The organism is Methylobacter sp. BlB1 (genome assembly GCF_015476545.1).
Lineage (GTDB): Bacteria > Pseudomonadota > Gammaproteobacteria > Methylococcales > Methylomonadaceae > Methylobacter.
This window is the reverse complement of sequence record NZ_JADMKV010000052.1, coordinates 1-24,558: the sequence shown is the minus strand read 5'-3', so window position 1 is coordinate 24,558 and position 24,558 is coordinate 1. Positions and strand designations below refer to the sequence as shown.

The 24,558-nt window shown below is 51.7% G+C and carries 24 protein-coding genes; 13 read left to right on the top strand and 11 right to left on the bottom strand.

Annotated elements, in window-relative coordinates; translation table 11 throughout:
* Window positions 1-25: 25 nt before the first annotated feature.
* The 4 genes from IT781_RS16695 to hemN are packed head-to-tail and all read left to right on the top strand — an operon-like array spanning window position 26 to window position 3,589.
* Window positions 26-559 (top strand): DsbE family thiol:disulfide interchange protein, encoded by a 534-nt coding sequence (locus IT781_RS16695; protein ID WP_194971314.1) that lies wholly within the window; start codon window positions 26-28, stop codon window positions 557-559.
* Window positions 556-1,014, top strand: a complete 459-nt coding sequence (locus IT781_RS16690; protein WP_194971313.1) for a cytochrome c-type biogenesis protein — start codon at window positions 556-558, stop codon at window positions 1,012-1,014. The genes IT781_RS16695 and IT781_RS16690 overlap by 4 nt, the downstream gene beginning before the upstream one ends.
* Window positions 1,011-2,210, top strand: a complete 1,200-nt coding sequence (ccmI, locus tag IT781_RS16685) for a c-type cytochrome biogenesis protein CcmI (protein ID WP_194971312.1) — start codon at window positions 1,011-1,013, stop codon at window positions 2,208-2,210. The genes IT781_RS16690 and ccmI overlap by 4 nt, the downstream gene beginning before the upstream one ends.
* Window positions 2,210-3,589, top strand: coding sequence for an oxygen-independent coproporphyrinogen III oxidase (hemN, locus tag IT781_RS16680; RefSeq protein ID WP_194971311.1), 1,380 nt, complete (start codon window positions 2,210-2,212; stop codon window positions 3,587-3,589). Before ccmI ends, hemN begins: the two co-directional genes overlap by 1 nt.
* A 222-nt stretch (window positions 3,590-3,811) precedes the next feature.
* Here hemN and IT781_RS16675 read toward each other — a convergent pair whose 3' ends face one another.
* The 6 genes from IT781_RS16675 to IT781_RS16650 form a co-directional block, all read right to left on the bottom strand.
* Window positions 3,812-4,936 carry an AI-2E family transporter gene (locus IT781_RS16675; protein WP_194971310.1) on the bottom strand — a complete coding sequence of 375 codons (1,125 nt, stop codon included), beginning with the start codon at window positions 4,934-4,936 and terminating at the stop codon, window positions 3,812-3,814.
* 86 nt (window positions 4,937-5,022) lie between these two features.
* Window positions 5,023-6,963: an aconitate hydratase gene (locus tag IT781_RS16670; protein WP_194971309.1), complete on the bottom strand. Its 1,941-nt coding sequence runs from the start codon at window positions 6,961-6,963 to the stop codon at window positions 5,023-5,025.
* Between the two features lie 133 nt (window positions 6,964-7,096).
* Window positions 7,097-7,522 (bottom strand): YqaA family protein, encoded by a 426-nt coding sequence (locus IT781_RS16665; RefSeq protein WP_194971308.1) that lies wholly within the window; start codon window positions 7,520-7,522, stop codon window positions 7,097-7,099.
* 3 nt (window positions 7,523-7,525) lie between these two features.
* Entirely contained in the window at window positions 7,526-8,209 is a 684-nt protein-coding gene (locus tag IT781_RS16660; RefSeq protein ID WP_194971307.1) for a gamma-glutamyl-gamma-aminobutyrate hydrolase family protein, read from the bottom strand.
* The gene (locus tag IT781_RS16655; protein WP_228779224.1) at window positions 8,182-9,186 is read right to left on the bottom strand and encodes an amidoligase family protein; all 1,005 of its coding nucleotides are present in this window, start codon (window positions 9,184-9,186) and stop codon (window positions 8,182-8,184) included. Before IT781_RS16655 ends, IT781_RS16660 begins: the two co-directional genes overlap by 28 nt.
* A gap of 421 nt (window positions 9,187-9,607) precedes the next feature.
* Window positions 9,608-11,218 (bottom strand): di-heme oxidoredictase family protein, encoded by a 1,611-nt coding sequence (locus IT781_RS16650; RefSeq protein WP_194971306.1) that lies wholly within the window; start codon window positions 11,216-11,218, stop codon window positions 9,608-9,610.
* 565 nt (window positions 11,219-11,783) lie between these two features.
* Here IT781_RS16650 and IT781_RS16645 point away from each other — a divergent pair.
* Entirely contained in the window at window positions 11,784-11,939 is a 156-nt protein-coding gene (locus tag IT781_RS16645; RefSeq protein ID WP_194971305.1) for a hypothetical protein, read from the top strand.
* Window positions 11,940-12,003: 64 nt separating this feature from the next.
* Here the strand turns inward: IT781_RS16645 and IT781_RS16640 are convergent, their stop codons facing one another.
* Together IT781_RS16640 and IT781_RS16635 are read right to left on the bottom strand one after the other, a co-directional pair.
* A complete protein-coding gene (locus tag IT781_RS16640) occupies window positions 12,004-12,486 on the bottom strand; it encodes a PepSY-like domain-containing protein (protein ID WP_194971304.1) in 483 nt (160 codons plus the stop codon).
* Between the two features lie 73 nt (window positions 12,487-12,559).
* Window positions 12,560-13,657, bottom strand: coding sequence for a hypothetical protein (locus tag IT781_RS16635; RefSeq protein WP_194971303.1), 1,098 nt, complete (start codon window positions 13,655-13,657; stop codon window positions 12,560-12,562).
* 308 nt (window positions 13,658-13,965) lie between these two features.
* On the opposite strand from IT781_RS16635, the gene IT781_RS16630 reads away from it, so the two are divergent.
* Window positions 13,966-14,856: a hypothetical protein gene (locus tag IT781_RS16630; protein ID WP_228779223.1), complete on the top strand. Its 891-nt coding sequence runs from the start codon at window positions 13,966-13,968 to the stop codon at window positions 14,854-14,856.
* A 121-nt stretch (window positions 14,857-14,977) separates the two neighbouring features.
* Window positions 14,978-16,528, top strand: a complete 1,551-nt coding sequence (locus IT781_RS16625) for a cytochrome B6 (RefSeq protein WP_194971302.1) — start codon at window positions 14,978-14,980, stop codon at window positions 16,526-16,528.
* A 141-nt stretch (window positions 16,529-16,669) separates the two neighbouring features.
* On the opposite strand, the gene IT781_RS16620 is transcribed toward IT781_RS16625, so the two are convergent.
* Both IT781_RS16620 and IT781_RS16615 read right to left on the bottom strand, forming a co-directional pair.
* The gene (locus tag IT781_RS16620; protein WP_194971301.1) at window positions 16,670-17,056 is read right to left on the bottom strand and encodes a VOC family protein; all 387 of its coding nucleotides are present in this window, start codon (window positions 17,054-17,056) and stop codon (window positions 16,670-16,672) included.
* A gap of 57 nt (window positions 17,057-17,113) precedes the next feature.
* Entirely contained in the window at window positions 17,114-17,515 is a 402-nt protein-coding gene (locus tag IT781_RS16615) for a GNAT family N-acetyltransferase (protein ID WP_194971300.1), read from the bottom strand.
* 665 nt (window positions 17,516-18,180) lie between these two features.
* Between IT781_RS16615 and IT781_RS16610 the strand changes: the two genes are divergently transcribed.
* From IT781_RS16610 to IT781_RS16595, 4 genes are all read left to right on the top strand, one after another.
* The gene (locus IT781_RS16610; RefSeq protein ID WP_194971299.1) at window positions 18,181-18,486 is read left to right on the top strand and encodes a hypothetical protein; all 306 of its coding nucleotides are present in this window, start codon (window positions 18,181-18,183) and stop codon (window positions 18,484-18,486) included.
* Window positions 18,487-18,838: 352 nt separating this feature from the next.
* The gene (locus tag IT781_RS16605; protein WP_194971298.1) at window positions 18,839-19,666 is read left to right on the top strand and encodes a hypothetical protein; all 828 of its coding nucleotides are present in this window, start codon (window positions 18,839-18,841) and stop codon (window positions 19,664-19,666) included.
* Complete coding sequence (locus IT781_RS16600; RefSeq protein WP_194971297.1) at window positions 19,663-20,166, top strand: siphovirus Gp157 family protein; 504 nt, start codon at window positions 19,663-19,665, stop codon at window positions 20,164-20,166. Before IT781_RS16605 ends, IT781_RS16600 begins: the two co-directional genes overlap by 4 nt.
* Window positions 20,167-20,265: 99 nt before the next feature.
* Window positions 20,266-20,481: a helix-turn-helix domain-containing protein gene (locus IT781_RS16595; protein WP_194971296.1), complete on the top strand. Its 216-nt coding sequence runs from the start codon at window positions 20,266-20,268 to the stop codon at window positions 20,479-20,481.
* 96 nt (window positions 20,482-20,577) lie between these two features.
* Here IT781_RS16595 and lepB read toward each other — a convergent pair whose 3' ends face one another.
* Entirely contained in the window at window positions 20,578-21,243 is a 666-nt protein-coding gene (gene lepB / locus IT781_RS16590; protein WP_194971295.1) for a signal peptidase I, read from the bottom strand.
* A 642-nt stretch (window positions 21,244-21,885) separates the two neighbouring features.
* Between lepB and IT781_RS16585 the strand changes: the two genes are divergently transcribed.
* Both IT781_RS16585 and IT781_RS16580 read left to right on the top strand, forming a co-directional pair.
* Window positions 21,886-22,524 (top strand): MEDS domain-containing protein, encoded by a 639-nt coding sequence (locus IT781_RS16585; protein ID WP_194971294.1) that lies wholly within the window; start codon window positions 21,886-21,888, stop codon window positions 22,522-22,524.
* 77 nt (window positions 22,525-22,601) lie between these two features.
* The coding region (locus tag IT781_RS16580) for an ATP-binding protein (protein WP_194971293.1) at window positions 22,602-24,558 on the top strand (1,957 nt) is incomplete at its 3' end.

Sequence of the window (24,558 nt, the reverse complement as noted above, 5' to 3'; positions counted from 1 at the left end):
TGCGCCACAACCTTATTGATGAGACATGCTTAAATATATTATCCCGTTAGTCATCTTTATCGTCATGGCCGTTTTCCTGGCCGTCGGTTTGAACCTGAATCCGCGCGATATTCCTTCGCCGCTGATCGATAAGCCGGCGCCGGCGTTTTCGGCGCCCAAACTCGGCGCGCCTTCCGAAACACTAAGCCAGACCGATATGAAAGGAAAAGTCTGGCTGTTCAATGTCTGGGCTTCCTGGTGCGTGTCATGCCGGTCCGAGCATCCCATCTTGAATCAATTGGCTCAGCAGAAAGCGGCCGTTATTGTCGGCTTGAACTACAAGGATGAGCCGGACGCGGCGAAAAACTGGTTGACTCAACTAGGCAATCCTTATGACGTCAGCATCATGGATCAGGATGGCCGTATCGGCATAGACTGGGGTGTTTACGGCGTACCGGAAACGTTCGTCATCGACAAAAAAGGCGTGATCCGGTACAAGCATACGGGACCTGTGACATCGCAGGACGTTCAAGCTATCTTTCTCCCTTTAATCGCTAAATTACAGGCCGAGAATTCATGAAAATTTTAATGCTGGTCTTGCTGTTGACCTTGTCCGGTTTTGCCGGCGCCGGTGTCGAATACCGGGAATTTGCCAATGCCGGGCAGCAGCAGGCCTATGATGATCTGATATCGGAATTGCGCTGTCTGGTTTGCCAGAACCAGACCATTGCCGACTCCAATGCCGATTTGGCCAAAGACCTGCGTCGGCAGGTCTATGAAATGCTCCAGCAAGGCAAGACCAAGCAGGATGTCGCCGATTTCATGACCCAGCGCTATGGCGATTTCGTTTTATATAATCCGCCTTTCAAAGCCAAAACCGGCGTGCTGTGGGTTGGTCCTGTCGTCTTTCTGGCTATCGGCCTGATTGCCGTATTGGCATTTGTGCGGCGCAACAAGACGCCGGCGACGGCTGAGATCAGCGCTGAGAAGCGGAAAAAAATACACGGCTTGCTGGAAAAAGGGGACAAATCTTGACTACAATATTTTGGATGCTGGTCGGCCTGTTGATTCTGGCCGCTTTATTGATTGTCCTGCCGCCGATATGGCGTTCTCGCGAAATTGCGGCAGCCGACCAGGACCAGCGTAATATTGTCATTGCCCGGCAGCGCCTGGTTGAGCTTCAGGAGCAATTGCAGACAGGGACGTTAACTCAGGCGCAATACGAAGAACAGCGCGCCGAGCTGGAAGTCGCGCTCAGCGATGATCTCGATATACCAACTCAGGCGAAAGCATCCGGTACGAAAGGGCGATGGATGGTCTTTGTGCTGGTTTTGCTGGTGCCGCTGACGGCGCTGACACTTTATGCGGGACTTGGCAGCTATGCTTCATTGAATCAGACTAGCGATAATTCAGCAATGCCCGGCCCCGAAGATATCAACCGCATGGTGGCAGGTCTGGCCGCCCGCATGAAGAGCAATCCCAATGATGCGCAGGGCTGGCTCATGTTAGGTCGGTCCTACAAATATCTCCAGCAATACCCGGAAGCTGCCGATGCTTTCGCGCAAGCCTACCGCTTGCTGGGCGATCAGGCTGAAGTGCTGCTGTCTTATGCCGATGCCCTGGCCATGGCCAATGACGGCCGGCTCTCAGGAAAGCCGGCAGAACTGGTGTTTAAGGCATTGGCGCTGGAACCGAATAACATGACTGGCCTGTGGCTGGGCGGCATGGCCAAGGCCGAAGCGGGCGATGCGGCGGGCGCGGTTCAGTTGTGGCGCAAGCTGGAAGCGTTATTGCCGCCCGATTCGGAAGCACGGCAGGAAATTCAGACGCTGATGGCCAATGTCGAGAACCGGAGGCCCGAGGAGCAGCCCACTGAAGCCGCTTCGCCAGGCATCGATGTGGAGGTGAGTCTGGCGCCCGAGCTTCGGACAAAGATCAGCCCCGAGCAAACTGTTTTCATCTATGCCCAGGCGCTGTCAGGCCCGAAAATGCCTTTGGCGATTGTCCGCAAGCAGGTTTCCGATCTGCCGTTGACCGTGAATCTGAACGACAGCATGGCCATGATGCCGGAAATGAAATTGTCGCGTTTCGATCAGGTTAAACTGATCGCGCGCATTTCGAAGTCCGGCAATGCGACGCAGCAGCCCGGCGACCTGATCGGCGTGATCGATTCCGTAGCTCAGGCCGATCATACCCGCAACATCATAGTGATCGATAGCGAAGTGAAATAATGGATCAATCTATTAAATTCGATCTGGACCTGATTAACCGTTATGACAAGGCTGGTCCGCGTTACACCTCTTACCCGACCGCTCTGGAGCTGCATGAAGGCTTCGGTGATAAGGAATACCGCGAGCATATCGCCAAATCCAATGCGGCGGGCGGCCCCTTATCGCTGTATTTCCATATTCCGTTTTGTGATACCGTCTGCTTTTACTGCGCCTGCAATAAAATCGTGACGAAAAACCGCAGCCATGCGCAGCCGTATTTGGATAATCTCTATAAAGAAATCGCTATGCAGGGCGATTTGTTCGACCGCAACCGGGTCGTCAACCAATTGCATTGGGGCGGCGGCACGCCGACCTTCTTGAGCTACGAGCAAATGCAAAAGCTGATGCAGGTGACGCGCGCGCATTTCTCGTTAAGGGACGACGATCAGGGCGAATACTCGATTGAAATCGACCCGCGCGAGACTGACGACCGGACTATTCACCAGCTGCGCGAATTGGGATTTAACCGCATCAGTCTGGGCGTTCAGGACTTTGATCCGGCCGTGCAAAAGGCCGTCAATCGCCTGCAGAGCGAAGAGCAAACCTTCGCGGTTCTGGCTGCCGCCAGGGCTGAAGGTTTCCGTTCGACCAATATCGATCTGATTTACGGCCTGCCGTTACAGACAGTTGCAACGTTTTCCAGGACGCTGGACAAGCTTCTGGCCGTTGCGCCTGACCGGTTTTCCATTTTCAATTATGCGCACATGCCGGCGCGCTTTAAAACGCAGCGCCAGATCAACGATGCGGATCTGCCGTCGCCTGATGTCAAGCTCGATATTCTGCAGATGGTCGGGCGGCGGCTCACGGAAGCCGGCTATGTCTACATCGGTATGGACCATTTCGCCAAGCCCGATGACGAACTCGCCGTCGCGCAGCGCGAAGGCAAGCTGTACCGGAATTTTCAGGGCTATTCGACGCACTCGGACTGTGATCTGGTGGGCCTGGGCATTACCTCGATCGGCCGGGTAGGGGATGCTTATATTCAGAATGTCAAAGAGCTGGCCGAATATGACCAATTGATCGGGCAAGGCCGGCTGCCGGTTTTCAAGGGCGTCGAGCTGAACGATGACGATAAGCTGCGCCGCGCTGTCATCACGCAACTGATCTGCCACTTCGATCTGAGCTTTGCGGCTATAGAAAAAGCATTCGCCATCGATTTTCACGATTACTTCGCCGACGAACTGAAAGCCCTGGCGCCGATGCAGGCCGACGGCTTACTGACCGTGTCGGAACAGAACATTCATGTGTTGCCGGCAGGGCGATTATTGATCCGCAACATTTGCATGGTATTCGACCGCTATCTGGCGCAAAAACAGCAGCAGTTTTCGAAAGTGATTTAAGCAAGCGCGAATAACTTCGCGCCTGCATCGAACTCTTCAATCAATAATCTCGTTTTGTCATGCAAGGATGGCTTGATGACTGGATCACTAACTACGCTGTAGGGTTGAATTAATTCGACCCGAAACACACAGTGCTTTACAGAAGATTGTATGGTTATCGTTGAGTGCGAATTAATTCGCACCTACAATTTCCTGATTTATTTCATACTCATTACTCAGCCGTCAATCAGCAATCTCATCCTGTTCAGTCAAGGGCGGCTTGATGGCTATATCACCCACCAGCAGGGATTCTTCCTCTTTCTGCTGGTCAAGCCATTCATGCCAGACGGCGCGCAGTGTTGCCAGTATGACCGGTCCCAAAAAAATACCTATCACGCCAAAAGCCGTCAGTCCTCCAAAAACGCCGAACATTACCACGAGGAGAGGCACCCGGCTCGCGCCGCTGATTACCAGCGGACGGATCACGTTGTCTACCGTGCTGACTACCAGAACCCCCCAGGCTATCAGCCCTATGCCGGCCCATACCTTATTCATGAAAATGAGTCCGACGGCGATGGGCAGCCATATCAGAGGCGCACCCATCGGTATCAAGGCAAACAAAGCGGTAAGTGCGCCAAACAATACCGGTGCCTGCACGCCGGCCACAGAAAAGCCAAGGCCGGCTAGAGTGCCTTGCGCCAATGCTGCCAGCACCATGCCGAAAACGACCGCATTGGTCGTATGACCGGCAGCCTGCAGATAAACATGCTGATGCTTGCCTAGAAAACGGATAAGCCCTTGATGCAGTTGCCTGACGGCTTCTTCACCATCGCGAAAACAGAAAAACACCGTGACCAGAATGATGGCTAGTTTTACCAGGTTATTGCCGATACTGCCCAGAAACTTAGTCACGTCGCCCAGCCAGTGTTGCGCCGTATTGGCAAGTTGTTTGGCCACGCCAGCCCGGTCTGTGCTCAAGCGCGTTATGCCGTCTTGCAGATAATCGCCTAGCCCCGGTATGCGCTTGATGGCATCCGGTAACTGAAGGTTATCTAGAGAAAAGTTGACGCTTAAGGTTTGATAGGCCATTGCCAGCTCTTTCTGAAGCAAAGCGACCAGCCAGAAAATGGACAGAAAGATGATCATGGAGATGATCAATGTCATGACCAGCGCGCTGAGCATTTTCCTGCCTTTCATCTGGCGGCGCAGCCACCGGTAAGCTGGCCAGGTGACATAGGTAATAATGAAAGCCCAGATCAACGACAGCAGGAATTCACGCAGTACCATATAGCTCAGCACAAGGAGGCTGACTAAAAGAATGCCGGGAATGATGTCCCGGGAGGAGGGTCTGTTTAGAAAATCATTCATAAACCTGAAAAAGTTATCTGCTCAATCGGACAGCCTGTTTGTCGGCTGTCTTCGTTGTCATGCCGGTGGCCTTTGGGTCTCTGAATTTATCGAGAGCTGCCGGCTTTATATAAATTAATCACACTGCCCGCTAAAACCATCCGGACCTGCCGTGGCGTCATCGTGTGACGGGCCAGAAAGGTTTTGTTCCGGGTTTTGTTGATGACTGTGACCGTATCGCCTTTTTGAATTTCTTCCCTGGCGTTTGGCAGCTCAAGGCTGTCGTTCAGATCGATCGCATCGTAATCCTGCTCGTCGATAAAGGCCAGCGGCAGGATACCGAAATTGCAGAGGTTCTGCCAGTGAATGCGGGCAAAGCTTTTGGCAATGACGGCCTTGACGCCCAGATAGCGCGGGGCCAGCGCCGCATGCTCACGGCTCGATCCCTGGCCGTAGTTGATGCCGCCGACAATCACGGAACCGGTCTGCTGATACGGCATGGCCCGGTCGTAGTACGACTCGTCAATCTGGGAGAAAGTGAATTTGCTGATTGCCGGAATATTGCTGCGGAACGGCAGCACTTTCGCGCCAGCCGGCATGATCTCATCGGTCGATATATTGTCGCCCACCTTCATCAACACCGGCCCTGCCAGGCTTTGCGGCAACGGTTCCAGCGGCGGCAGCGAGGCAATGTTCGGCCCCTTCACCAGCACCTCCTTTGAGCCGTCCTCAGGCGGCGGCGCCAGCGCCTCGATATTGAGGACATAGGTTTTCGGCTCCTCAAATTTCGGATAAGGCATGGGCAATGTGCGCGGGTCGGTGATGACGCCGGTAATGGCGGATGCGGCGGCCGTTTCGGGGCTGCAAAGATAAACCAGGTCTTCCTTCGTGCCCGAGCGCCCCGGAAAGTTGCGCGGCACGGTCCTCAGGCTGATGCGATGGGTGGCCGGCGCCTGGCCCATGCCGATGCAGCCGTCGCAGCCAGCCTGATGGATGCGTGCGCCCTGATGGATCAAGGTGCCGAGATAGCTCAGGCGCGTCATGTTTTCGAGGATCTGCCGCGAGGTCGGATTGACATCGAGCGATACATCTTCATGTGCCGGATGATCCTTCAGGATCATCGCCGCGATCGCGAAATCCCGAAGTCCCGGGTTCGCCGATGAACCGATCATGCACTGGTAGACTTTCCTGCCGGCGACCTCGCTGACGGGCACGACATTGCCGGGACTGCTGGGGCAGGCGATCAGGGGCGCGAGTTCCGAGAGGTTGACTTCGATATGCTCGTCGTAGTCTGCACCCTCGTCGGCAAGCAGTTCGGTCCAGTCTTCGCCGCGCGCCTGCGATTCCAGAAAGACTTTCACGGCCTGATCCGATGGAAACACGCTGGTTGTAGCGCCGAGTTCGGCGCCCATGTTGGCAATCACGTGCCTGTCCATCGCGCTGAGCTGATCCAGGCCCGGCCCGTAATATTCCATGATCTTGCCTATGCCGCCCGACACGTCGAGGCGGCGCAGCAGTTCCAGGATGATATCCTTGGCGCTGACCCAGTCCGGTAGTTGGCCGGCCAGTTTGACGCCGACGATCTTCGGCATTTTTACATGAAACGGTTCGCCAGCCATCGTCAAGGCGACTTCGAGACCGCCGGCGCCGATAGCGAGCATCCCCAAGGAACCCGCAGCACAGGTATGGCTGTCCGAACCCAGCAGCGTCTTGCCGGGCTTGCCGAAACGCTCCATATGGACGGGGTGACTCACGCCGTTGCCGGGCCGGCTGAACCAGAGGCCGAATTTGCGGCAGGCGCTTTGCAGAAACAGGTGATCGTCGGCATTCTTGAAGTCTGTCTCCAGCAGATTGTGATCGATATACTGGACCGATACTTCGGTCTTGACACGGTCGAGCGCCATGGCCTCAAGCTCCAGCATTACCATTGTGCCGGTTGCATCCTGCGTCAGGGTCTGGTCGATTTTCAGGGCAATTTCCTGCCCGGCAATCATCTCGCCTTCTACCAGGTGGCTTGCAATTAATTTTTGCGTTACATTTTTAGGCATGGGTTTCCTCCTGCGCATGGATTGGTAGGAACGCCAGCGACGGCGGTTCCCGCGTCTTCGCATCTTTCCGTGTATTCGCCTCAGATTGAGTGAATTCCATGCAATCTGATGTCGTCGAGCTCTCATGTAGGCATCACAAAATCTGATCAGACAATGCGATGATCAGCGCATAACGCAAGCTTTTGCCTACTGCTACCAGAATCATAAAGATCGAAAGGCGCACCTTCATCATGCCCGCGATAAACGTCAAGGCATCGCCGCCGGCCGGCAACCAGGACAATAATAAAGACCAGACGCCGAACCGCTGGTACCAGTTCTGGTAGCGGTGCAGTTGAGAGATTTTGAACGGAAACCAGCGGCTGTATTCGAAATGCAGCAGATAACGGCCCAGAGCCCAGTTCACGACGGCGCCCAGCGTATTGCCCACCGATGCAGACAGCCACAGCAGCCAGGGATCATGGCCGGTAGCCAGCAGACCAACCAGCGCCACTTCCGAATAAAACGGAATCAGCGTGGCGGCCAGAAAACTTACTCCAAATAAACTTAAATAGGCGGTCATCTCTTATAGCCTCTCACGAGCGGCTTTCACCAGCGCGCGGAACAGGTTACGCTGGCGGGACAGGTAGAGCAAGTATTCCGGATGCCATTGGACGCCTATCAGGTATGGTTTCGACGGATCTTCTACCGCCTGCACAATATTATCCAGGTCACGGCCGACAACTCTCAATCCGCTGCCCAACCGATTGATGGCTTGCGTATGCAGACTATTAATCCGACAACGCGTGGTCCCCAGCAGTTCCTCCATTTGGCTGTTCGGCTCCACCAGCAGGGTTTTCAGCGGCAGTACCGTGAAACGGTTGCGGGTATGGCGGCGCAGCTCACGCAGATTTTGATACAGATTTCCGCCCAGGTAAGCATTGAGCAACTGTTCTCCGCGGCAGATGGCCAGCATGGGAATGTCCTCTTTCAGGGATTTTTCGATGTACATGAGCTCGAACATGTCCCGCTCCTTGTCATAGCGCGTATTGGGCAGTTCCTCCGATTCGTAAAGCGTAGGATAAATGTCATCGCCGCCGCCGATCACGATGCCGTCCAATATCTCATTCAGATGAGAATGCCTGGGTGTGAGCCTCAGGGGGTGCCCTCCTGCGGTGAGAATGGCATAGCGCGTGAAAAACCAGGCGCGGTCTCCGCCTTTGCTGGGACCTGTTACGCCGATCACAGGGTATATGTGCGATCTAGCCATATCTCGACCGTATCTTTCCAGTTTTTGAACAGGTCGGTTAGAGGCCTATCCAAAAATTGTGTATAAGCCTGACACATGGCATTCAGATATTCGGTATCACAGGCCAGCCTTTCGACCATGAGCCAGTTGTGCCAGTCCACATCAAGGCCCCAGCCAGGCTGGTCAATCCGGCAGTTGGGCAGCCGGTAATGCAGGGTAGGCCGGGCTTTAACACGGTCGTCATCGATGACTGATTGCGTTCGGGACTTATCGAGATAAGTGAACAACGGCAACATATCCAATGCCCGATTGCGCGTGGGGTTGGCGACCAGGTAATCGTCGATCAACGCCCTCTGATCGGGACGATAATCCAAGCTAATGACTTGCCGGATATAATCGGTTGGAAAAGGGGCAATATAGCCGGTCATGGTTCGGGTCAGGTCGATCTCGCTGTGGTAAACCAGCCAATCGTAGAGGCACAGGAAAGCTTTAAGATAGGATACGATAGTTTCGGGCTCCAGGCTGGGCAATTCCGGGTTGAAATGCAGGCCGAAGGCGCTCAGTGTGCCGCTATCCGTACCTTGGGCGCCTGATGCCCGCAAGTTTGGAATCAAAAGCTCCAGCTCGCCGAGACGGTCCATCGGAATCGGCGGCGAGACGATTTCAAAAGGCACAATCTGTTCGGCCGCCAGGCGCACGAGTTGCTCCGACCATTCGTCAAGTAGGGCGAAAGGGGCCTCGGGGTCCAGCTTGTTGCGGCCTTTTTTCTTCAGGTACTGAAAATCCAGCTCGACTCTGAAATCACCCAGGCACGTGCCCGTAATCGTGTTTTCGTAGGCGCTGTTGACCAGTATGGTGCCGCCGAACTGTTCGCGGATCAATCGGGTAATGTCTTCAATGGGGAGCCCTGCAAACTCCAGCTCTACGCCTACCCGTCTCATATCTCCCGATGCCGTCGTGCTGATGGGAGGAAGAAGGAATGCGGGAGGCTGATGCATAAATGTCCGTTTTTGGAGGGATGATGTTTGAGCTGGAAACAGGATGGCGCCAGGTCAGGACAGGATAAATGTAATTCCGAAAGGGCTGCTTGCATTATCGCGTCGCGGCAATAAAGATCAATAAGTTGAATTACTTAAAGAGAACCGGCGGTTTCGGATGTCCTTCACGGCGCACAACCAGAAGATCACTCACGCCGGGAGAGTTGGAAGGCTTCGCACGGCATTTTTGCAGCTGTTCGGCGGCATTGATATGTAAACAGCGGCTCCGGCAGAAATGCCGCAATCCCAGGTCGCCATGAATTGAAAGCTGGCTTACAATTCATAGCATTGTCCTGTTCATGCATTAAGCACCTCAAGCTGAGGAAAGAGTGCCTTTATTGCGTCATCTTTCCTAAGTTGAGGTCAGCAAAGCATGCCAATCCTATTCCTTTCCTTCTGCCGGGATCTGGAACAGCGCCCCCAGGTTGATACTGCCATGTTCTGAGGGATCCTGCGGATTATCGGTTCTAGGATTGCCAGGGTTCAGATTTGATGCCGTATCGTCAGGCGGGAACAGCACCAGCGTAGTAAGAAACTCCAGAACCATCTGTTGTTTGTTATCGCTCAGTTCGGCAAAATTTTCTTTTGATTCCTGTGCTTCGCCGCCATGGCGCAGAATCACTTCTTTAAGGTTAATGCTGCGTCCGTCGTGACCGTAAGGGGCCGTGCTGCCTACGCCCCATAGTGGCTCGGTCATGAATTTTGTTACGAGGTTTCCATCATACAGCCTTTCGTGAAATGCCGGCCCGAGATCGTGGCGCTTGAAGTCAGCGAAGATATTTTTAACGAGGAAGGAGTTTCCTTTGGGAAGCAGCTTTGGAAATTCCTGGCCGTCATCGACAGTATCGTAAAGCGTTGTGGCGGTTGCGAAAAGCCGATTGAAGATTCCTTTCTTCGGATCGAAGCCAGTCTCAACATCGGCGATACGGCGGTCATGCTCAATGCGCAGGTTTTCTACATGGCAACCTGTACATCCGATGGCCTTCATCAACTTCAGGCCAAACTTGGCGCGTGCGCTCATTTCGCCTGTGCCAGGTTTAAAATAGTTCAGCAGATAAAACTCCATATGGTCAATGATCGCTGGGTCAATTTCATTCAAGACCCCATCTCCATCGCCGTCTTCGTTGGGATTGCAAACAGGCGGATGCTTGATCTTGTCCAACGTCGGATCGTAAACCAGGCCGGCCGGGCTAACGGTCTTGATCGGAGCGACTGGATCCGTAGCTTGGCAGAGCACAGGATCGGCAGACTCCAGCCCCATCTCATCTTTAAATGCGCCAATGGAGAATGCCCGCATGGAATATTCACCGCCTTGAGCAAAGAAGGGGCGGACACGCAGATCCGGGTTTACGCCTTCCACCATAGAGGTATCAATTTCTCCATTCGGCAGTGCCTGGATAAATCCGTAGTGAATCTGCTTGCTGACAAGCGGCAGTTTGACGGGTTCTTTTGTATGATCAGCAAGCTGCAGCGCTCTGTCCCGGATGGCGCGCAGATCGCTTGTGATTTCGTCCCCCAACATCTCCACAAGTCCGAGACCGAAAAGATGAGGCGCATCGCGGCTGTCAGGGCGGGTGGCCTCGTCACCGCCAGATCCTGCGCCACCTTTCGGGCGACCATGACAAGCTGCGCAACTGTCCGTCAATCCGGCCCCTAGCGCTGGATTTTCATGGATATCCCCGGTTGAATCATTGCTCACCCGCGGTCCCAGTCCTTGATCATGCGTAAACTTGCGTTGGAAGATTTGACGCCCCCGGCGAACCGAGCGGGTTGGATCACGTTTTATGAGATAGATCGACGAGCCTGGCGTAAACTCATCCCCATGTCCTGCACCGATCTGCTGCTCCAGTGATTTTTCTATAGCGCCGCCCGGTACATTCGGCGTCGTTTGGGTTACGTCAGTCAGCTCTGCCCGAGCACTCGCTGCCATTAATAACAAAATTCCGCTACAACATGAATTCAGTATAAACGTATGTACGGTCTTGGTAGTCATTCTGGTCTCCTGTATTGGATTGCCTTCGCCACTTGTCCGGGCAAACTGCCAGCGGCACCAGAATTTATCTCCACTGATTTATACCAAATACATGGGTATTAACTTGTTAGCGCAGCGAGTCTGTTAACAATAATCATGCGAAATATTACTGGAAATAGCGAAAAACGATCTAACACTAAAGTTAAGTAGAATGGTCGCAAGCGGTGCAAAAATGCCGCTTGAGGTTGGTCCACCGAATGATTATCTCCAAAAGAGAGGCATGCATTACGCTGCATTGGGTGGATAGTTTTAACTCTAGCAGTGCAGTAAAATCCAAGACAATCGTTTTGATGAGCTTTTAATGCAGTTTTGATGTGTTTTAGGATAAGGCGAGAAATAAATTCCCTGAATTTTGACGAGCGGCATTGTGTGGGGCGACTTCGCCTGGAGCGCCTCCTGTTGGCAGTCACCCAGGCGAATACCCAAAGGGCATAAATGAATTCACCCCTACATAAGCGCTGATATCATCGATAAATCGGAAAGTTAAGTTTAACCGAATCCTTAGTGGGCAAAAATGATTGCTCCTTTGGCTAGACTGCTCTCAATCTTCAAACTTCTGGACCAGACGTTTTGTTTCATGGAAACGGAAAGCGAAACTTACAGTATTGTTGAGCCTTTTGCTAATATTGCCGAGCGCTGGCGGGATGAGGAGGCGCAGGATAAACTCGACGGCAATTTATAAATTGCGATGTCCCATAAGCTGCCGTCTGGAGTACGCTTATGGGACGGGGATCATTTAAGATGTCTTAATCGTCTTCTGTTTTTTCTTCAGTTTTCAAAATATTTCCGTTGGTATCCAGCTCAAGCTCGACTTTCTTGTTATCCATTTCGATTTCCACTTCGTACCCGGCCACTGTGCCATCCGGCTTCATTAATTTTTCCGCTTCCTCGATTTTGCCTTGGGGGTACTTCTTGTTGGCAGCCTGAGTGACGGGTTCAGGCAGTGATGAGACTTCTATTCCCTCTTCCTTTTGTACAAGTGTGCCGTCTTCGCTATACAGAATGTCGTACTCTTTACCGTTCTCCTTGTATTCCACTTCATAAACCATTTTGCCTTCAAACGTCTCTTTTTCGAATTTCACATCCTTGGCGTTGGGATAACCTTTTTCAAAGGCGGATACGACTGCTTTGGGCATCTGGTCCTTGCTTAATTTGTCTTCGTCGGCGCTCGCCTGACCGAATACCAATAGAACGCCGAAGGTCGCTATCATCAGACATTGATTTTTCATAAATCTTCCTCTGGTTGTGGGTGAAAGTTTTGATTCAATTTCATCAACCGCGTTCCTACGCGAGTTCATTTAATCAATTTCCATTTATTTCCTTAGATAGTTTCGTCGAAGGATCAGCGATGCACAAATAGTTCTGAGGACGGTTGGTCTCAAACATGGTGAGCCGTTTTACAATGTCCTCAGCACTGCTATTTCCTATTGGGCCGGCAGTGATTCGGCCAGTCGCTGTGCTCATCAGATGCACGTAACTTTTATGCGGCCCATTGGCCAAGGTTGAGTTGATTAAAAACTCGGTTTCATCCGGCTCCTGTATTTTCTCCGGAGCCGCGCTGCCCGGATTGCAGGCGCCGAAAAAAATCAGGCCGTCCGCCGCTGTCAGGGAACTCAAGGACTTTGTGAAATGAAAGAATCGTTCCGGCGATATTTCTGTGGATGTCTTGAATTCGAATAGCGGTTCCCGGCAGACGAGTTCGCAGAGATTGAGCCTGGCTCCACGCTGATCCTCCGGAATTGCCGCCAATTGGTTGGACGAACAGTAGCTGTTATAGCAAGCCCGCCCCAGCGGCTGTATCTGTTTTTCCAGTCCCTTGAGCAGATCCCAGGCATCGCTCGATTTCATCGGCCCCAACTCCTGCCAGTGCGAAGCCATGAAGTCGCTGAATTTGCGGTTTTTTTCGGTATTGTAAGTAATGGATAATGCCTTTCTAAGTCCCGGCTGCGCCTCGGAGAACTTAATAAATTTGCCTTTGCCGCCTGCTGTCTTGAAGTCCTGCCAAAACACGGCGTTTTTGAGTACAGGCCCATCGAAACCGCCATGACTGATAAAAATAACCCGGTCAAAAGGCGGGGACTGCTGAACGAGTTGTTCGACCTGATCATAGTAGTCGCTCCAGCTCCAGATATCCCGCATCTGAGTAACGGCCGCCTTAAAGCGGTTGCGATAAAAGGCTTCCACAATGCGAGCGGGCTGCTCGGACCACCTCGGACTTTCATTGGTATGCGGATCCCTGCTCAGCAAAGGCACAAGCAATACTCGCTTCGGCGGTTGCTGCACATTCAAGTCCTTCAATTTGCTGTAAAAGGATCGGCACGATTTTAAGTGATTTGCATCGCCGTAAACATTGGCAGCACAGATCCCCATTAACAATGAAACCAGTAACCGGATGCGCATAACAGGTCTCCAAAAAAGTTATGTCGTTAAAGTATGCCCGCAAAATATAACTAAAAGCCATGCCTGATCCATTCTGGCCACGGATGCGCGCCGCATAGCATTACCCTGGTATAGCAACAGCTTCAGGATTTTAAAACAACATCCAATATTGTCCACTTTCGGCTTCAAATTTTTACCAGGCAGAAAAATAAATTATTGATGGGAACAAGGTCGTGTATATTATGGCTGTTAATCTTGATACCTCTTACTGGTAAATATTCAATGCCGTTTCACAACTTATGGACATCTTAAACGCAGCAAATTGTTCCTTGAGTTTTAAAAAAACGCATATTTTCACGGCCTCGCCGCCCTACTGTGGGGCATTGGCCCATCCTGATATTCAGATGAAATTTGGTTGTTTTTCTAGCAAGTTCCTGCCCATGATTGCCTTGCGCTCGCTTTGTTTGCTCACTGTCTTGTTTTTTACGGCGGTGCCGTCCCATGCCGCAGTCACGCCAGACACGCATATTCATGTCATTGTGTCCCTGGTCGACAACGTAGCTCAAGGCATCGTGCCTGTTCCCGCAAAAATCGGCAATGGCGATGATCCGCGCAGCAATCTTTACTGGGGCGCGGCTTACGGCGTGAAGACCTTTCTGAGCAAAGCGGAAGGTTGGCGTAAGCTGGGGTGTGAAAATAATATTAACGATATTATTTTGGAACGCTGCCAGTTTGCCTGGAAGGATAGACTGACCGTTACCGCCGATGCTTATCGCGGCAGCCGGATTGATCAGGCGATGCTTGATTTTATGCAACAGGCAGCCAGTCCGCCCAATACGGCGGAGCGTGAAATGGTGGTGTTCATCGGCCATGACGGTTTGATGGACGCACAAAACCAGCCCATCATAGAACGCTTTCCAAAACATGCCGGGCACGATAAACAAGCGGTTGTCCTGGCCTGTATGAGCGATGAGTTTTTCACCGGGCATCTGCTTGCCGCAGGCTCAAAGCCGGTGGTCACCACTTTCAGCTTCATGGCGCCGGAAGCCTATGTATTGGAAGCAATTGCCAGGGGATTTGCCGATCAGGCGAGTGAAGCGGAATTGCGCAGTTCTGCCGGTATTGCTTATGCCAAATACCAGCGTATATCAGCCAAAGCGGGAAAGGCGGTTTTTGGCGTAAAAAATTCAAAAAGTTGGACAGTGATTGGCAAACATTAAACGCTAATATACGTTTTCGTACTACTGGACTTCATATCCCTATATTGTCATCCTTGTCATCTCATAACCGGTTAAATCTCTTGCTCCTCTAATCACTCAAACGATAGGCAAAGGAGGCGATATGGTACCGAACTGTTCACTACATGTGACGTTTGTCAACTTCAGCAGACTATTCGTAGGAATTCTTCTAGGCAGTTGGTTCACGGTTGCCCAGGCTCAGGAAGCCGCCGCGCGCAACGATGCGGTGGCTGCAGCGCAGACACCGGAATCAGTGCCCATCGAGCGGCCCGAGCAAAAGAAGACCCAGCACGACCTCTCGGATATTTTTAATGCGACGCGTGCCAACCCCTCTTCGCCTGCCGTTGGGGAGCAACCCAAGCAAGGCAAAATTTCAGGTTTCGATTTCTACAGGGATCCACTGAATGCCGATCAGCCGTTTCAACAGCCTACGGCTATCATGAAGAAGGAGATTGAGAATAAGCCGGCTGTGATGTCGGCCCAGCGTCAATTGCTGGAGCGCCGGTATGACCTCAAGCCGAAATTTGACCCGGAGGTCAAGATGTCGCGGGGCAAACCCGTTCTAGTGGGGCCTACCGCCAGACTGGCTGACGGCGTGAGCTGGGATGAGCTTGCGTCAATGAATCCTGACGAGATCAAAGAACGCGGAATTTTTCCCTATCCTTCACTGCCGCATCCGTTGCATGCCAATGGCGGGCAGGTTTTCCCGAAGATGCAGATCAAGATGTTTCCGCGGCTTGAACGCTTCGATGTCGAATTTGATCTGCCGGAGGCGTTTCTGCCTGAGTTCCCGCCAGCCATCTTCCTGCATAACCGCCCCGAACTGGGCGATGTATCGCGAGGGGAGGTGGTTTCGATCAATAACTTCTACCGATTGTTCAAGGACATCCTGACGCCTGTGCAGCTCAACGGCTTGCAGTTTCTGTTAACGCCGTTTCCGCAGGAGGAATTCAATCCGACCGATGACCGCAAGAGCGCTCAGCCCAGCCTCGGCGTGGCTTGCTTCGATTGCCATGTCAACGGCCATACCACCGGGCAGTTCCATCTTAACCCGGACGACCGGCCGCAGGAGCGGCGCTTCCGGCTGGACACCACGAGCCTGCGGGGGATGTTCAATCAGCAGATCCACGGCTCCAAGCGCAGCTTGCGCTCGGTCGAGGATTTTACCGAGTTCGAATTCCGCACCGCTTACTTCAACGGCGATCCGATCCACGCCATGAAGAAGGGTTTTCCGATCCTGGACCGCATCCATGTCAGCCACATGGCGCAGCTGCAGAATATGCTCGATTTTCCTCCCGCGCCTAAGCTCAATCCTACGACCGGCCGGCTCGATCCCGCCAAAGCAACAGAAAGTGAATTGCGGGGCGAGAAGGTTTTCTTCGGCAAGGGCCAGTGCAGCAACTGCCATACTCCGCCGGCCTATCTCGATCACCAGATGCACGATCTGCATCTTGAACGCTTTTTGAAGGGCGAGCCCGGCGACGGCCAGATGAAGACCTTCACCTTGCGCGGCATCAAGGAAAGCCCGCCTTATCTGCATGACGGCCGGGCGTTGACGCTTGAAGATACGGTGGAATTTTTTAATCTCGTGCTGCAGCTTAAACTCGAGCCCCAAGAGAAGCAGGATCTGGTCGCTTTTATGCGGCAACTGTAGCTGATAGCGGAAGCCGGCTAATCCACCGATGTGATAAGGCTGAGCGTTTTCCCGAAGCATATTTTGCGCAGGGAAAACGCTCAGCTATTGCCGATGCCTTTGCACGTGCAGGTCGACGGCATGCAAAACAGGCTATCCATTTCATACAGGCATACGATTGGATACCTCAATCAGATTCATATCCGGATCACGGAAATAGACCGATAGTATAGGCCCTGTTGCGCCTGTACGTTGTACCGGCCCTTCTATTATCCTCACTGCACAGGCATCGAGATGCTTTATCACGTCAGGCAGAGGCACCGAAGTGATAAAGCATAAATCGGCAGAGCCCGGCGCCGGTAGTTGAGCTTTGGGTTCAAACTCGCTGCCATGCGCGTGCAGATTAATCTTTTGTGAACCGAATGACAGCGCCTTGCGTCCTTCGCCGAAGTTGATGATCTCCATTCCCAAGACTTTCCAATAAAAGGCGCAGGTGGTCTCAATGTTTTTGACGGTCAGCACCAGGTGATCAAGGCTGTCTATTTTCATAAGGGCTAGTTTACCGTTAATGCTTGCTTCGCAGGGCAGTACATATTCAGTCTGGAGCTAGCGATTGCGTTTGATGATGAAGCCATTTTCAATCTTCTCGAAGCCGACTTTGGGGTAATACGCCATGGCATCAGGCGCCGACAAGAGGATAAGCGCTACTTCATCACTGATAGCGGCACGGATACGGGCAATAAGCTCACGCCCGATGCCATGTTTTTGGTAAGCCTTAGCCACGGCCAGGTCGGACAAATAGCAACAATAACTGAAGTCAGTCAGAGCGCGGCATACTCCGACAAGTTTGCCGTCGTGCCAGGCAGATAAGCAGAGGTCGGCATTGGCAAACATGCGCTCAAGCCGAGCCAGATCGTTGGTGGGACGGCGAATGCCGGAGGCGTCAAGAACCTCAGCTACGTCAGCGGCAGCCAGAGGGAAATTGTGGCGGTATTCAATTACAGACATAGAAGCATAACTTTAAAGTTGACCCATATAGCATGGCGGCTTCGGCCAGCCCATAACCGGACGTCCTGAAAGAGCCATAAATTACATTCAATTTGAGGTAAAAACGGAGCCGAACTCTAACACCGCCTTAACGTCCAGGACAAGCGTTTTTTTGCCATGTATTTAGTCAATCGATTGCATGGCCCGGCATACAGATAGCATTAATCTTCTTATAAATTTGTTGAATAAATCTGTTTGGCCGATATGGACACCGTAGATCGACTAATGCTGGCTGCTGGTATCTTCGGCTTGCGTCTGGCTTGCCGATATCGCCATTCCCGATCGGATTTTACAGAGCAAAATCATCTGTCTCGATGATCGGTTTCAAAGGGCTTTTTGAGCTATTGGAGCAGCTGTGAATGGCCGTAAAATTCGATAGAAATTTCATGATAAATGATTAAAAATATTGTGTTTTTCTGTTAAAATATGAATATATTCATAATGATGGGTATCAATATCTGCTTGTTTTTCTCTGCACTCAGAGAGCCTAAAAAACGGCAGAAAACAGGGGCAATTTTTTCGAATTAGTGAGCTTACAAATGTGATTCAATCCATAGATAAGGAATCGGTTCAAATTATGAGTATTTTCATGATTTGAGGTTTCTAATCTTCCTTTGAGAAATTTCATGCCAGTTGAATTAGCGGAAAAACAACGGCGGGCGGTTAGCGTCGTAGAAACCGCTTTGCTTAATGTCGGCATTAGCGGGCGTTCGGTGTGTGTCGTTGTCGATAAATGGGCGTTTAGCTATAGCTGTTACAGCGGCGAAAACGCTAACGTTGGCGTATTTGTGTCTGCTCCGGTCGGGGCGGATGTCGAGCCGTACTTTGTGACGGGTAAAACCATTGTGGAGGCCGTAAAAAATATGATTGATTCAATCAAGGGCAGGGTGAATGGCGCCAAATCGGAAGTGTTCGAGTCAGCGCCATTCTAGTAGGTGTTTCCTATGTGGCTCAGGGTAGCCGACCTGGCTCACATTTTCCTAAATTCGCACGTTAGGAACTGAAAGATTATGTCAACTCAATCAATAAATCAAGTTAAGCCGTTGTTTTGCTTCGAGTCAATCATTGCCAAAACAAGGCGGAATGACGATTGTACCGCAATCGGAAATTTCGCCGCCGGCATTGTCAAGCCGTCATTAGTGCGGCGATTGGGTTTGGGAATATACCAAAGCCGATCGTTCGGCAACGGCCATTTTTAATCGAGGAATATCAAGCAAATTAGCGGGGCTTGTAGCCGCTTGCCCCGCTGTATTATTTATTTCGCACAGTTAGGAATAGTATTTTATGTATTCATCAACCCAATTAGTTGACCAGGCAAAGCCGGTCAAAAATGAACATAACCCATTGCCGGTCATTTCCGCGAACCCGCTGGATCTGCCGGCCGATACTTTCAGAGAAGGCCTGGACCGGCGCAGGGCCAATCGCGCCGTGCTTATGGCATGGGTGCATGATGCCTTAGTGGAAGGCATTGATTATGGACGAGTTCATGTTGTCAGCCGCAGCAAATGCCATGCCGGTAAGGATTGCAGAAATCCGGCGCATTTTAGCAAACCCAGCCTGTTCAAGCCCGGCGCCGAGAAAATCTGCGGCATGCTGGGATTGACGGTTCGGTATCCGACCTTGCCGGATTATGAAAAGGCCGCGCTCACGGGCGCGAAACTGAGCCAGATCATTATCCGTTGCGAGATCCTGGACCCTTCCGGCCGCGTAGTGGCCGATGGGGTAGGGGCTCGTCTTCTTGCCCAGGATTACGGCGATATTAACAAAGCGCTGAAAATGGCCGAGAAATCGGCCCACATCGATGCAACGCTGAGGATGGCAGGCTTATCCGAAGTCTTCACGCAGGATATCGAAGATATGATGCAGCGCCGCGCAGAAGAAAACGCCCAACTGCCTGAGATTGAGCCGGACAGCAGTGTTCAGCTCATTACCGAGGATCAGCATCGGCAGCTTGAAGCCAGGATTGAAGAGCTGGGCCTGGATCGGGACAGAGTTAAAAACTGGATGATCAAGGCTTCGAAGAAACGCTTCGCCGACTTTGAAGAACTTGACCCGGAATTTTACCAGGTCCTTTACCGCAAGCTTGATCAGTTCGCGAGGTCGGCACAGTGAGCCGTTTGACTCTCTATCAGTTGAGCGCCAATTACCTTGAAGCGCTGGACGCCTTGACCGATCCGGAGGCCGATCTTCCGGCTGAAGTCGTTAACGGCACGCTGGAAGCGTTAAGCGGCGAATTGGAAGACAAGGCGATCAATGTAGCCAAATTCCTGCGCAACATGGAAGCCACGGCCGAGGCGATTAAAAATGCCGAGGCGGATATGAACAAGCGCCGGAGAATCTTGGAGAGCCGCGCTAAATGGCTGAAGGATTACCTGAAAGGCAACATGGAACACACCGGCATCAGCACGATTGAATGCCCGTATTTCAAGCTGTCAATCCAGGATAATCCATCTGCCATTCATATCATGGATGAAGACGCGATTCCGGACCGGTTCAAGGAGCCGGTCACTACCTGGAGAATCAATAAAGCCGCGATCAGGGATGCGATCAAAGCCGGCGAAACGGTGCCCGGCGCTGAACTGGCCAACAGCACGCGCCTGTCTATCCGATAACTTTTTTCCACCGATATCAGAGCCGCTTCGGCGGCTTTTTTTGCCTTCCTTATGAATATATTCATATAATGTCGCGTTTCATTTAGGGTTGGCTATCCGATGCAAATTGGCGACATTATAAAGCGCAAGCGACTTGAACTGGGTTTGGTCCAAAAAGAGCTTGAGGTTCGTTCAGGCGTAACCCAATCGATGATCAGCAAGGTTGAAGGCGGCAGCGCCGAAAATGTGTCCATTGATGTGCTCAGGCGATTGGCCAAAGCCTTAAACTGCACTTTGGTGGATTTGCTCCCCGAGGCCGATAAAAAGCAAAGATGATTTTCCAAAAATGGAGATAAAGGCCAATATCTTCCACTAGCGTCTATTTTCTTTTTCGGCGGTTGAACAGGCAAACTGTGTAAGTCCTGCTCGATGTCATTGTAAGCGCTGCCCGAACCGCTCAAGGCGTAGAATCCAGCTTCCCTTGATATCCGCAGACACCAGTATTCGCTGGGCTTGTCCGATCAGCAGATGACGAGGCACAAAGCCAAAATAGCGAGAATCTGCACTGTTGTCGCGGTTGTCGCCAAGCATCAAAAAATTTCCTTCGGGAACTTCCATTGGGCCGAAAGTGCTTTTAGCAAACAGACCTGCAAGCAGCTGAATTTGCCGCTTGTTCTGGCCAGAGGTTTCAGTTAAACGTAATGCCTTGATGCCGCCGCCTTCATTTGGCTCCCACAATGCTTTCGGTTCACTGTATTCGGCGGCCTTGCCATTGATGAACAGAATCTCGTCCCGCATTTCAACCCGGTCGCCCGGCAGGGCGATAATGCGTTTGATCAGTCGTTTACCGTCTTTGGGCGATGAAAAAGTAGCAATATCCCCGCGCCTTGGCTCACCAATGTGCGCAACGACGATATCCGTCAGCGGGAGCTTGAAATCATAGGCAAGACGGTTCACAAAAACAACGTCTCCTTCAAGCAAATTGGGGCGCATTGAACCCGATGGAATTGTATTCCAATCCGCAATTGCTGTGCGGAAAAAAACGAAGCAGAGTAAGAAGGCGATGAAGCCTCCATTGTCTTTGATCCAGTTTCGCATAATGCTCCTGATTAATGAAATTGTATGAGTGGCTAGCTCTTAAATTCAGTTGCCGTGCCTCGCGCCGGCCGCATTAAGATGCGGCAATAAAATTATATTCCATAGGCTATTTGGGTCTGGACTCTATCACTGCCAGGGGTCTGAGACAAGCGTTTTTATAAACCCTTTTCATTAGTGAGCGCCGCATTAATGGGATATTTCCCGGCCGAAGGGCGGCTATGCAATTAAAAGCCTTAAATACCGGCCAAGCCCGCCGACTCTGAACGTTATAACTGGTAGTGGAATTTTTAGCGGTTATCTGGAACTTTATGGTTCCCGGGAAAATCTTTGCCTGTAATTACAGAGACTGATCCTATGCAGTTAAATTCTTAGTGAAAATCGATAAACTTCAGAAAAGACCGTGTTTTGATTTTCGAAAAAATAGCGATACAAAAAGTTAATAGTTGATACAATCGAACAATTGGGATTCTTGGCCAAAAGCTGAGATTCACCGTTTTATCAGAGTTAAAAACAATAATAAAATCATTAACTATGGGGCAGCACTTATCAAGTAATTCCCTTGATACCTGTCCTTTCCATTGATAAGCGTTGTACTTTTAAAAACTAGCAGATTTCGATTTATAGTCTTGTAGAGGTGTTTATATGTGTCAAGCTAGTCATCAGGTTTCATTCGGTTTCAATGAGCAGACTTTTCCGGCAGGACTGCACATCTGTTATTTGTACAATAATGAAAATGAGCGGCGGCGTACTATCGCGGAATTTGTCCAAAGCGGACTGGCTGCCGGCGAAAAAGTCGCCTATCTTGCAGATATTCCCTCCACACCTTCCTCAAATGAAATGGGTGAATGCCTCTCTCAGCTAGGAATTACGCCTCCCGGCAATATTAAACCGGAACAACTGATTCTGGCTCAGGCGGAAACATCTTATTGTCCCGATGGCACCTTTATGCCGGAACGCGTGATTGATCATTGGCGTGCGCTTTATAGGCAAGCCCAGCATGAAAGATTTGCGGGAGTACGGATGACTGGAGACACGAGCTGGCTGTGCAAGGGCATGCCCGGCGCTGAACGCTGGGTCGAATACGAAGCGATGCTTAACACTCTGGTGGAAGAATATCCTGTCCACGGCGTTATCTGCCAGTATGACGTTAACAAAATAGACGGTGCGACTCTTTTTGATGTGCTGAATGTTCATCCCATGATGATCGTAGCCGGACAAGTTGTGCATAACCCCTATTATCAACGACCTAAAAAACATAATGTGTTAGCTTCCGCATCATAAGAACGGATTTTTTTGGGTTTCGGTTAGCAGACGGTATTTCCACATGCCAAATCATTGTTTTATAGCCAGCTTTATCCATGATGACTACTCAATGTAAAGCCGAAGTTCTTGGCAAATTATTTGTTATTCCCGGCACCTTGTGCATTCTTCCGGACCAAAAGACCATTGTTGATTTTGTCAATAAGGCGCTGAATCGGATAGTGCCGGGGCTGGCGGCGGTATATTTCTGTTTGGAAGGCACCGTGAAGTCGACAATTTCGGAGCCCCTCATAAACTGCTCCGAGTGTGCCAACAATTGGGACATGCCATTTGATATTGTCGGGCTTTGCTCGATGGAGCAGGTGAGCTTGCGTCGCCTGCCGCTACGTACCTCATCAAAATTATATGGTTTTTTGATTTACTCGATTGAGAACTTTGATGAGTTTTTGCCTTACGAACCTTATATAGCGAATCTTGCCAATATCGTCGCTGTGGAACTGGAAAGGCGTTCACTGGAATTGACAAGGCGGACTGTCCAGGATCAGCTTCATCAGGTATTGCAGGAACTGGAATCTGAAGTCGTTGACCGTACGGCTGAGCTGGCTCAGCGCAATGCTGAACTTGAGAAGGAAATTCAGTCCCGGAACAGCCTGGAAAAAGCGTTGCGTCTCAGCGAGGAGCGATACCGATCCTTGGCTATTGCCACCACTCAAATTGTATGGACCACTAACCCTTTGGGCGAAGTTGCTGAAGATATACCTAGCTGGCGGGCATTTACAGGCCAAAACGAGGCTGAAGTCAAAGGCCATGGATGGATCAATGCTGTTCATCCGGAAGACCGCCATAATACTATGATGCGTTGGTTGCAGGCTGTGAGGACATGCTCCATGCACAACGCAGAGTATCGCTTGCACAGGCATGACGGCGAGTATCGCCATATCTCTGAGCGCGGGGTGCCGGTATTGGAAGCGGATGGAACGGTCCGGGAATGGATAGGAACCTGCACGGATATCACTGAACAAAAGTTGGCGGAAGAAGCGCTTCAGAAGTCTCACGAAGAGTTGGAAATTCGTGTGCGGGAGAGAACTTCTGAGCTTGCGCATACCAATGAAGTGTTGAGCAATGAGATTGCCGAAAGAAAACGGATGGAACAGGCGCTACGCGAAACCGACCGCCACAAGGACGAGTTTCTGGCGATGCTGGCCCATGAACTGCGCAATCCGCTGGCGCCCATCCGTCATGCGCTGCATGTGTTAAAAAAGCAGAATCATCCGGATGCCACGCTTGAATGGGGACATATGTTGATTGACCGACAAGTCACCCATATGGCGCGACTGCTCGATGACCTGCTCGATGTGGCGCGCATCATTCAGAATAAAATCCGCCTGCAAATGGAACGCTGCGATTTAACCGATATTATCGTGCATGCAGTGGAAGACTGCCTGCCTTTGATTGAAGAGCGAAAACATCAGCTCGTGGTTTCCCTGCCGGATGAACCTCAATGGGTGGAAGGCGATGCGACGCGGCTGGAACAGATCATAACCAATCTGCTGAACAACGCTGCCAAATATACAGAGGAAAACGGCAAGATCACGATCAGCGCTGTACGGACCGGCATTTACGTGCTGATACGCGTGGAAGATACCGGCATCGGCATTGCCCCGGATCTTCTTGCGCATGTTTTTGATCTCTTTACCCAGGCCGACCGTTCCCTGGCCCATTCACAGGGAGGGCTTGGGCTTGGGCTGACGCTGGTGCGCCGGCTGGTAGAGAAGCACGGCGGCACGGTCACGGCCTCGAGCGCCGGCATCGGCCAGGGCAGCACCTTTACGGTGCGGCTGCCGCTCTTGCCGGCTAGTCAATTCGCCGTCGAATCAGTGAGCGCTTCTATGGGCAATACATCTGCTTCTTTATTATCCGAACGCCGCATTCTGGTGGTCGATGACTATGCCGATGCGGCCGAGAGCCTGACCCTGCTGTTGCAGGCGGAAGGGCATGCAGTGGAAACCGCCGACTGCGGCCTGAAGGCGCTCGAGCGGGCGCAGGCGTTCCGGC

Coding starts and splice junctions, on each gene's coding strand:
- IT781_RS16695 (WP_194971314.1), top strand. CDS start 26: ATGCTTAAATATATTATCCCGTTAGTCATCTTTATCGTCATGGCCGTT.
- IT781_RS16690 (WP_194971313.1), top strand. CDS start 556: ATGAAAATTTTAATGCTGGTCTTGCTGTTGACCTTGTCCGGTTTTGCC.
- hemN (WP_194971311.1), top strand. CDS start 2,210: ATGGATCAATCTATTAAATTCGATCTGGACCTGATTAACCGTTATGAC.
- IT781_RS16675 (WP_194971310.1), bottom strand. CDS start 4,936: ATGAATGATTTTCTAAACAGACCCTCCTCCCGGGACATCATTCCCGGC.
- IT781_RS16670 (WP_194971309.1), bottom strand. CDS start 6,963: ATGCCTAAAAATGTAACGCAAAAATTAATTGCAAGCCACCTGGTAGAA.
- IT781_RS16665 (WP_194971308.1), bottom strand. CDS start 7,522: ATGACCGCCTATTTAAGTTTATTTGGAGTAAGTTTTCTGGCCGCCACG.
- IT781_RS16660 (WP_194971307.1), bottom strand. CDS start 8,209: ATGGCTAGATCGCACATATACCCTGTGATCGGCGTAACAGGTCCCAGC.
- IT781_RS16655 (WP_228779224.1), bottom strand. CDS start 9,186: ATGCATCAGCCTCCCGCATTCCTTCTTCCTCCCATCAGCACGACGGCA.
- IT781_RS16650 (WP_194971306.1), bottom strand. CDS start 11,218: ATGACTACCAAGACCGTACATACGTTTATACTGAATTCATGTTGTAGC.
- IT781_RS16640 (WP_194971304.1), bottom strand. CDS start 12,486: ATGAAAAATCAATGTCTGATGATAGCGACCTTCGGCGTTCTATTGGTA.
- IT781_RS16635 (WP_194971303.1), bottom strand. CDS start 13,657: ATGCGCATCCGGTTACTGGTTTCATTGTTAATGGGGATCTGTGCTGCC.
- IT781_RS16625 (WP_194971302.1), top strand. CDS start 14,978: ATGGTACCGAACTGTTCACTACATGTGACGTTTGTCAACTTCAGCAGA.
- IT781_RS16620 (WP_194971301.1), bottom strand. CDS start 17,056: ATGAAAATAGACAGCCTTGATCACCTGGTGCTGACCGTCAAAAACATT.
- IT781_RS16615 (WP_194971300.1), bottom strand. CDS start 17,515: ATGTCTGTAATTGAATACCGCCACAATTTCCCTCTGGCTGCCGCTGAC.
- IT781_RS16610 (WP_194971299.1), top strand. CDS start 18,181: ATGCCAGTTGAATTAGCGGAAAAACAACGGCGGGCGGTTAGCGTCGTA.
- IT781_RS16605 (WP_194971298.1), top strand. CDS start 18,839: ATGTATTCATCAACCCAATTAGTTGACCAGGCAAAGCCGGTCAAAAAT.
- IT781_RS16595 (WP_194971296.1), top strand. CDS start 20,266: ATGCAAATTGGCGACATTATAAAGCGCAAGCGACTTGAACTGGGTTTG.
- lepB (WP_194971295.1), bottom strand. CDS start 21,243: ATGCGAAACTGGATCAAAGACAATGGAGGCTTCATCGCCTTCTTACTC.
- IT781_RS16585 (WP_194971294.1), top strand. CDS start 21,886: ATGTGTCAAGCTAGTCATCAGGTTTCATTCGGTTTCAATGAGCAGACT.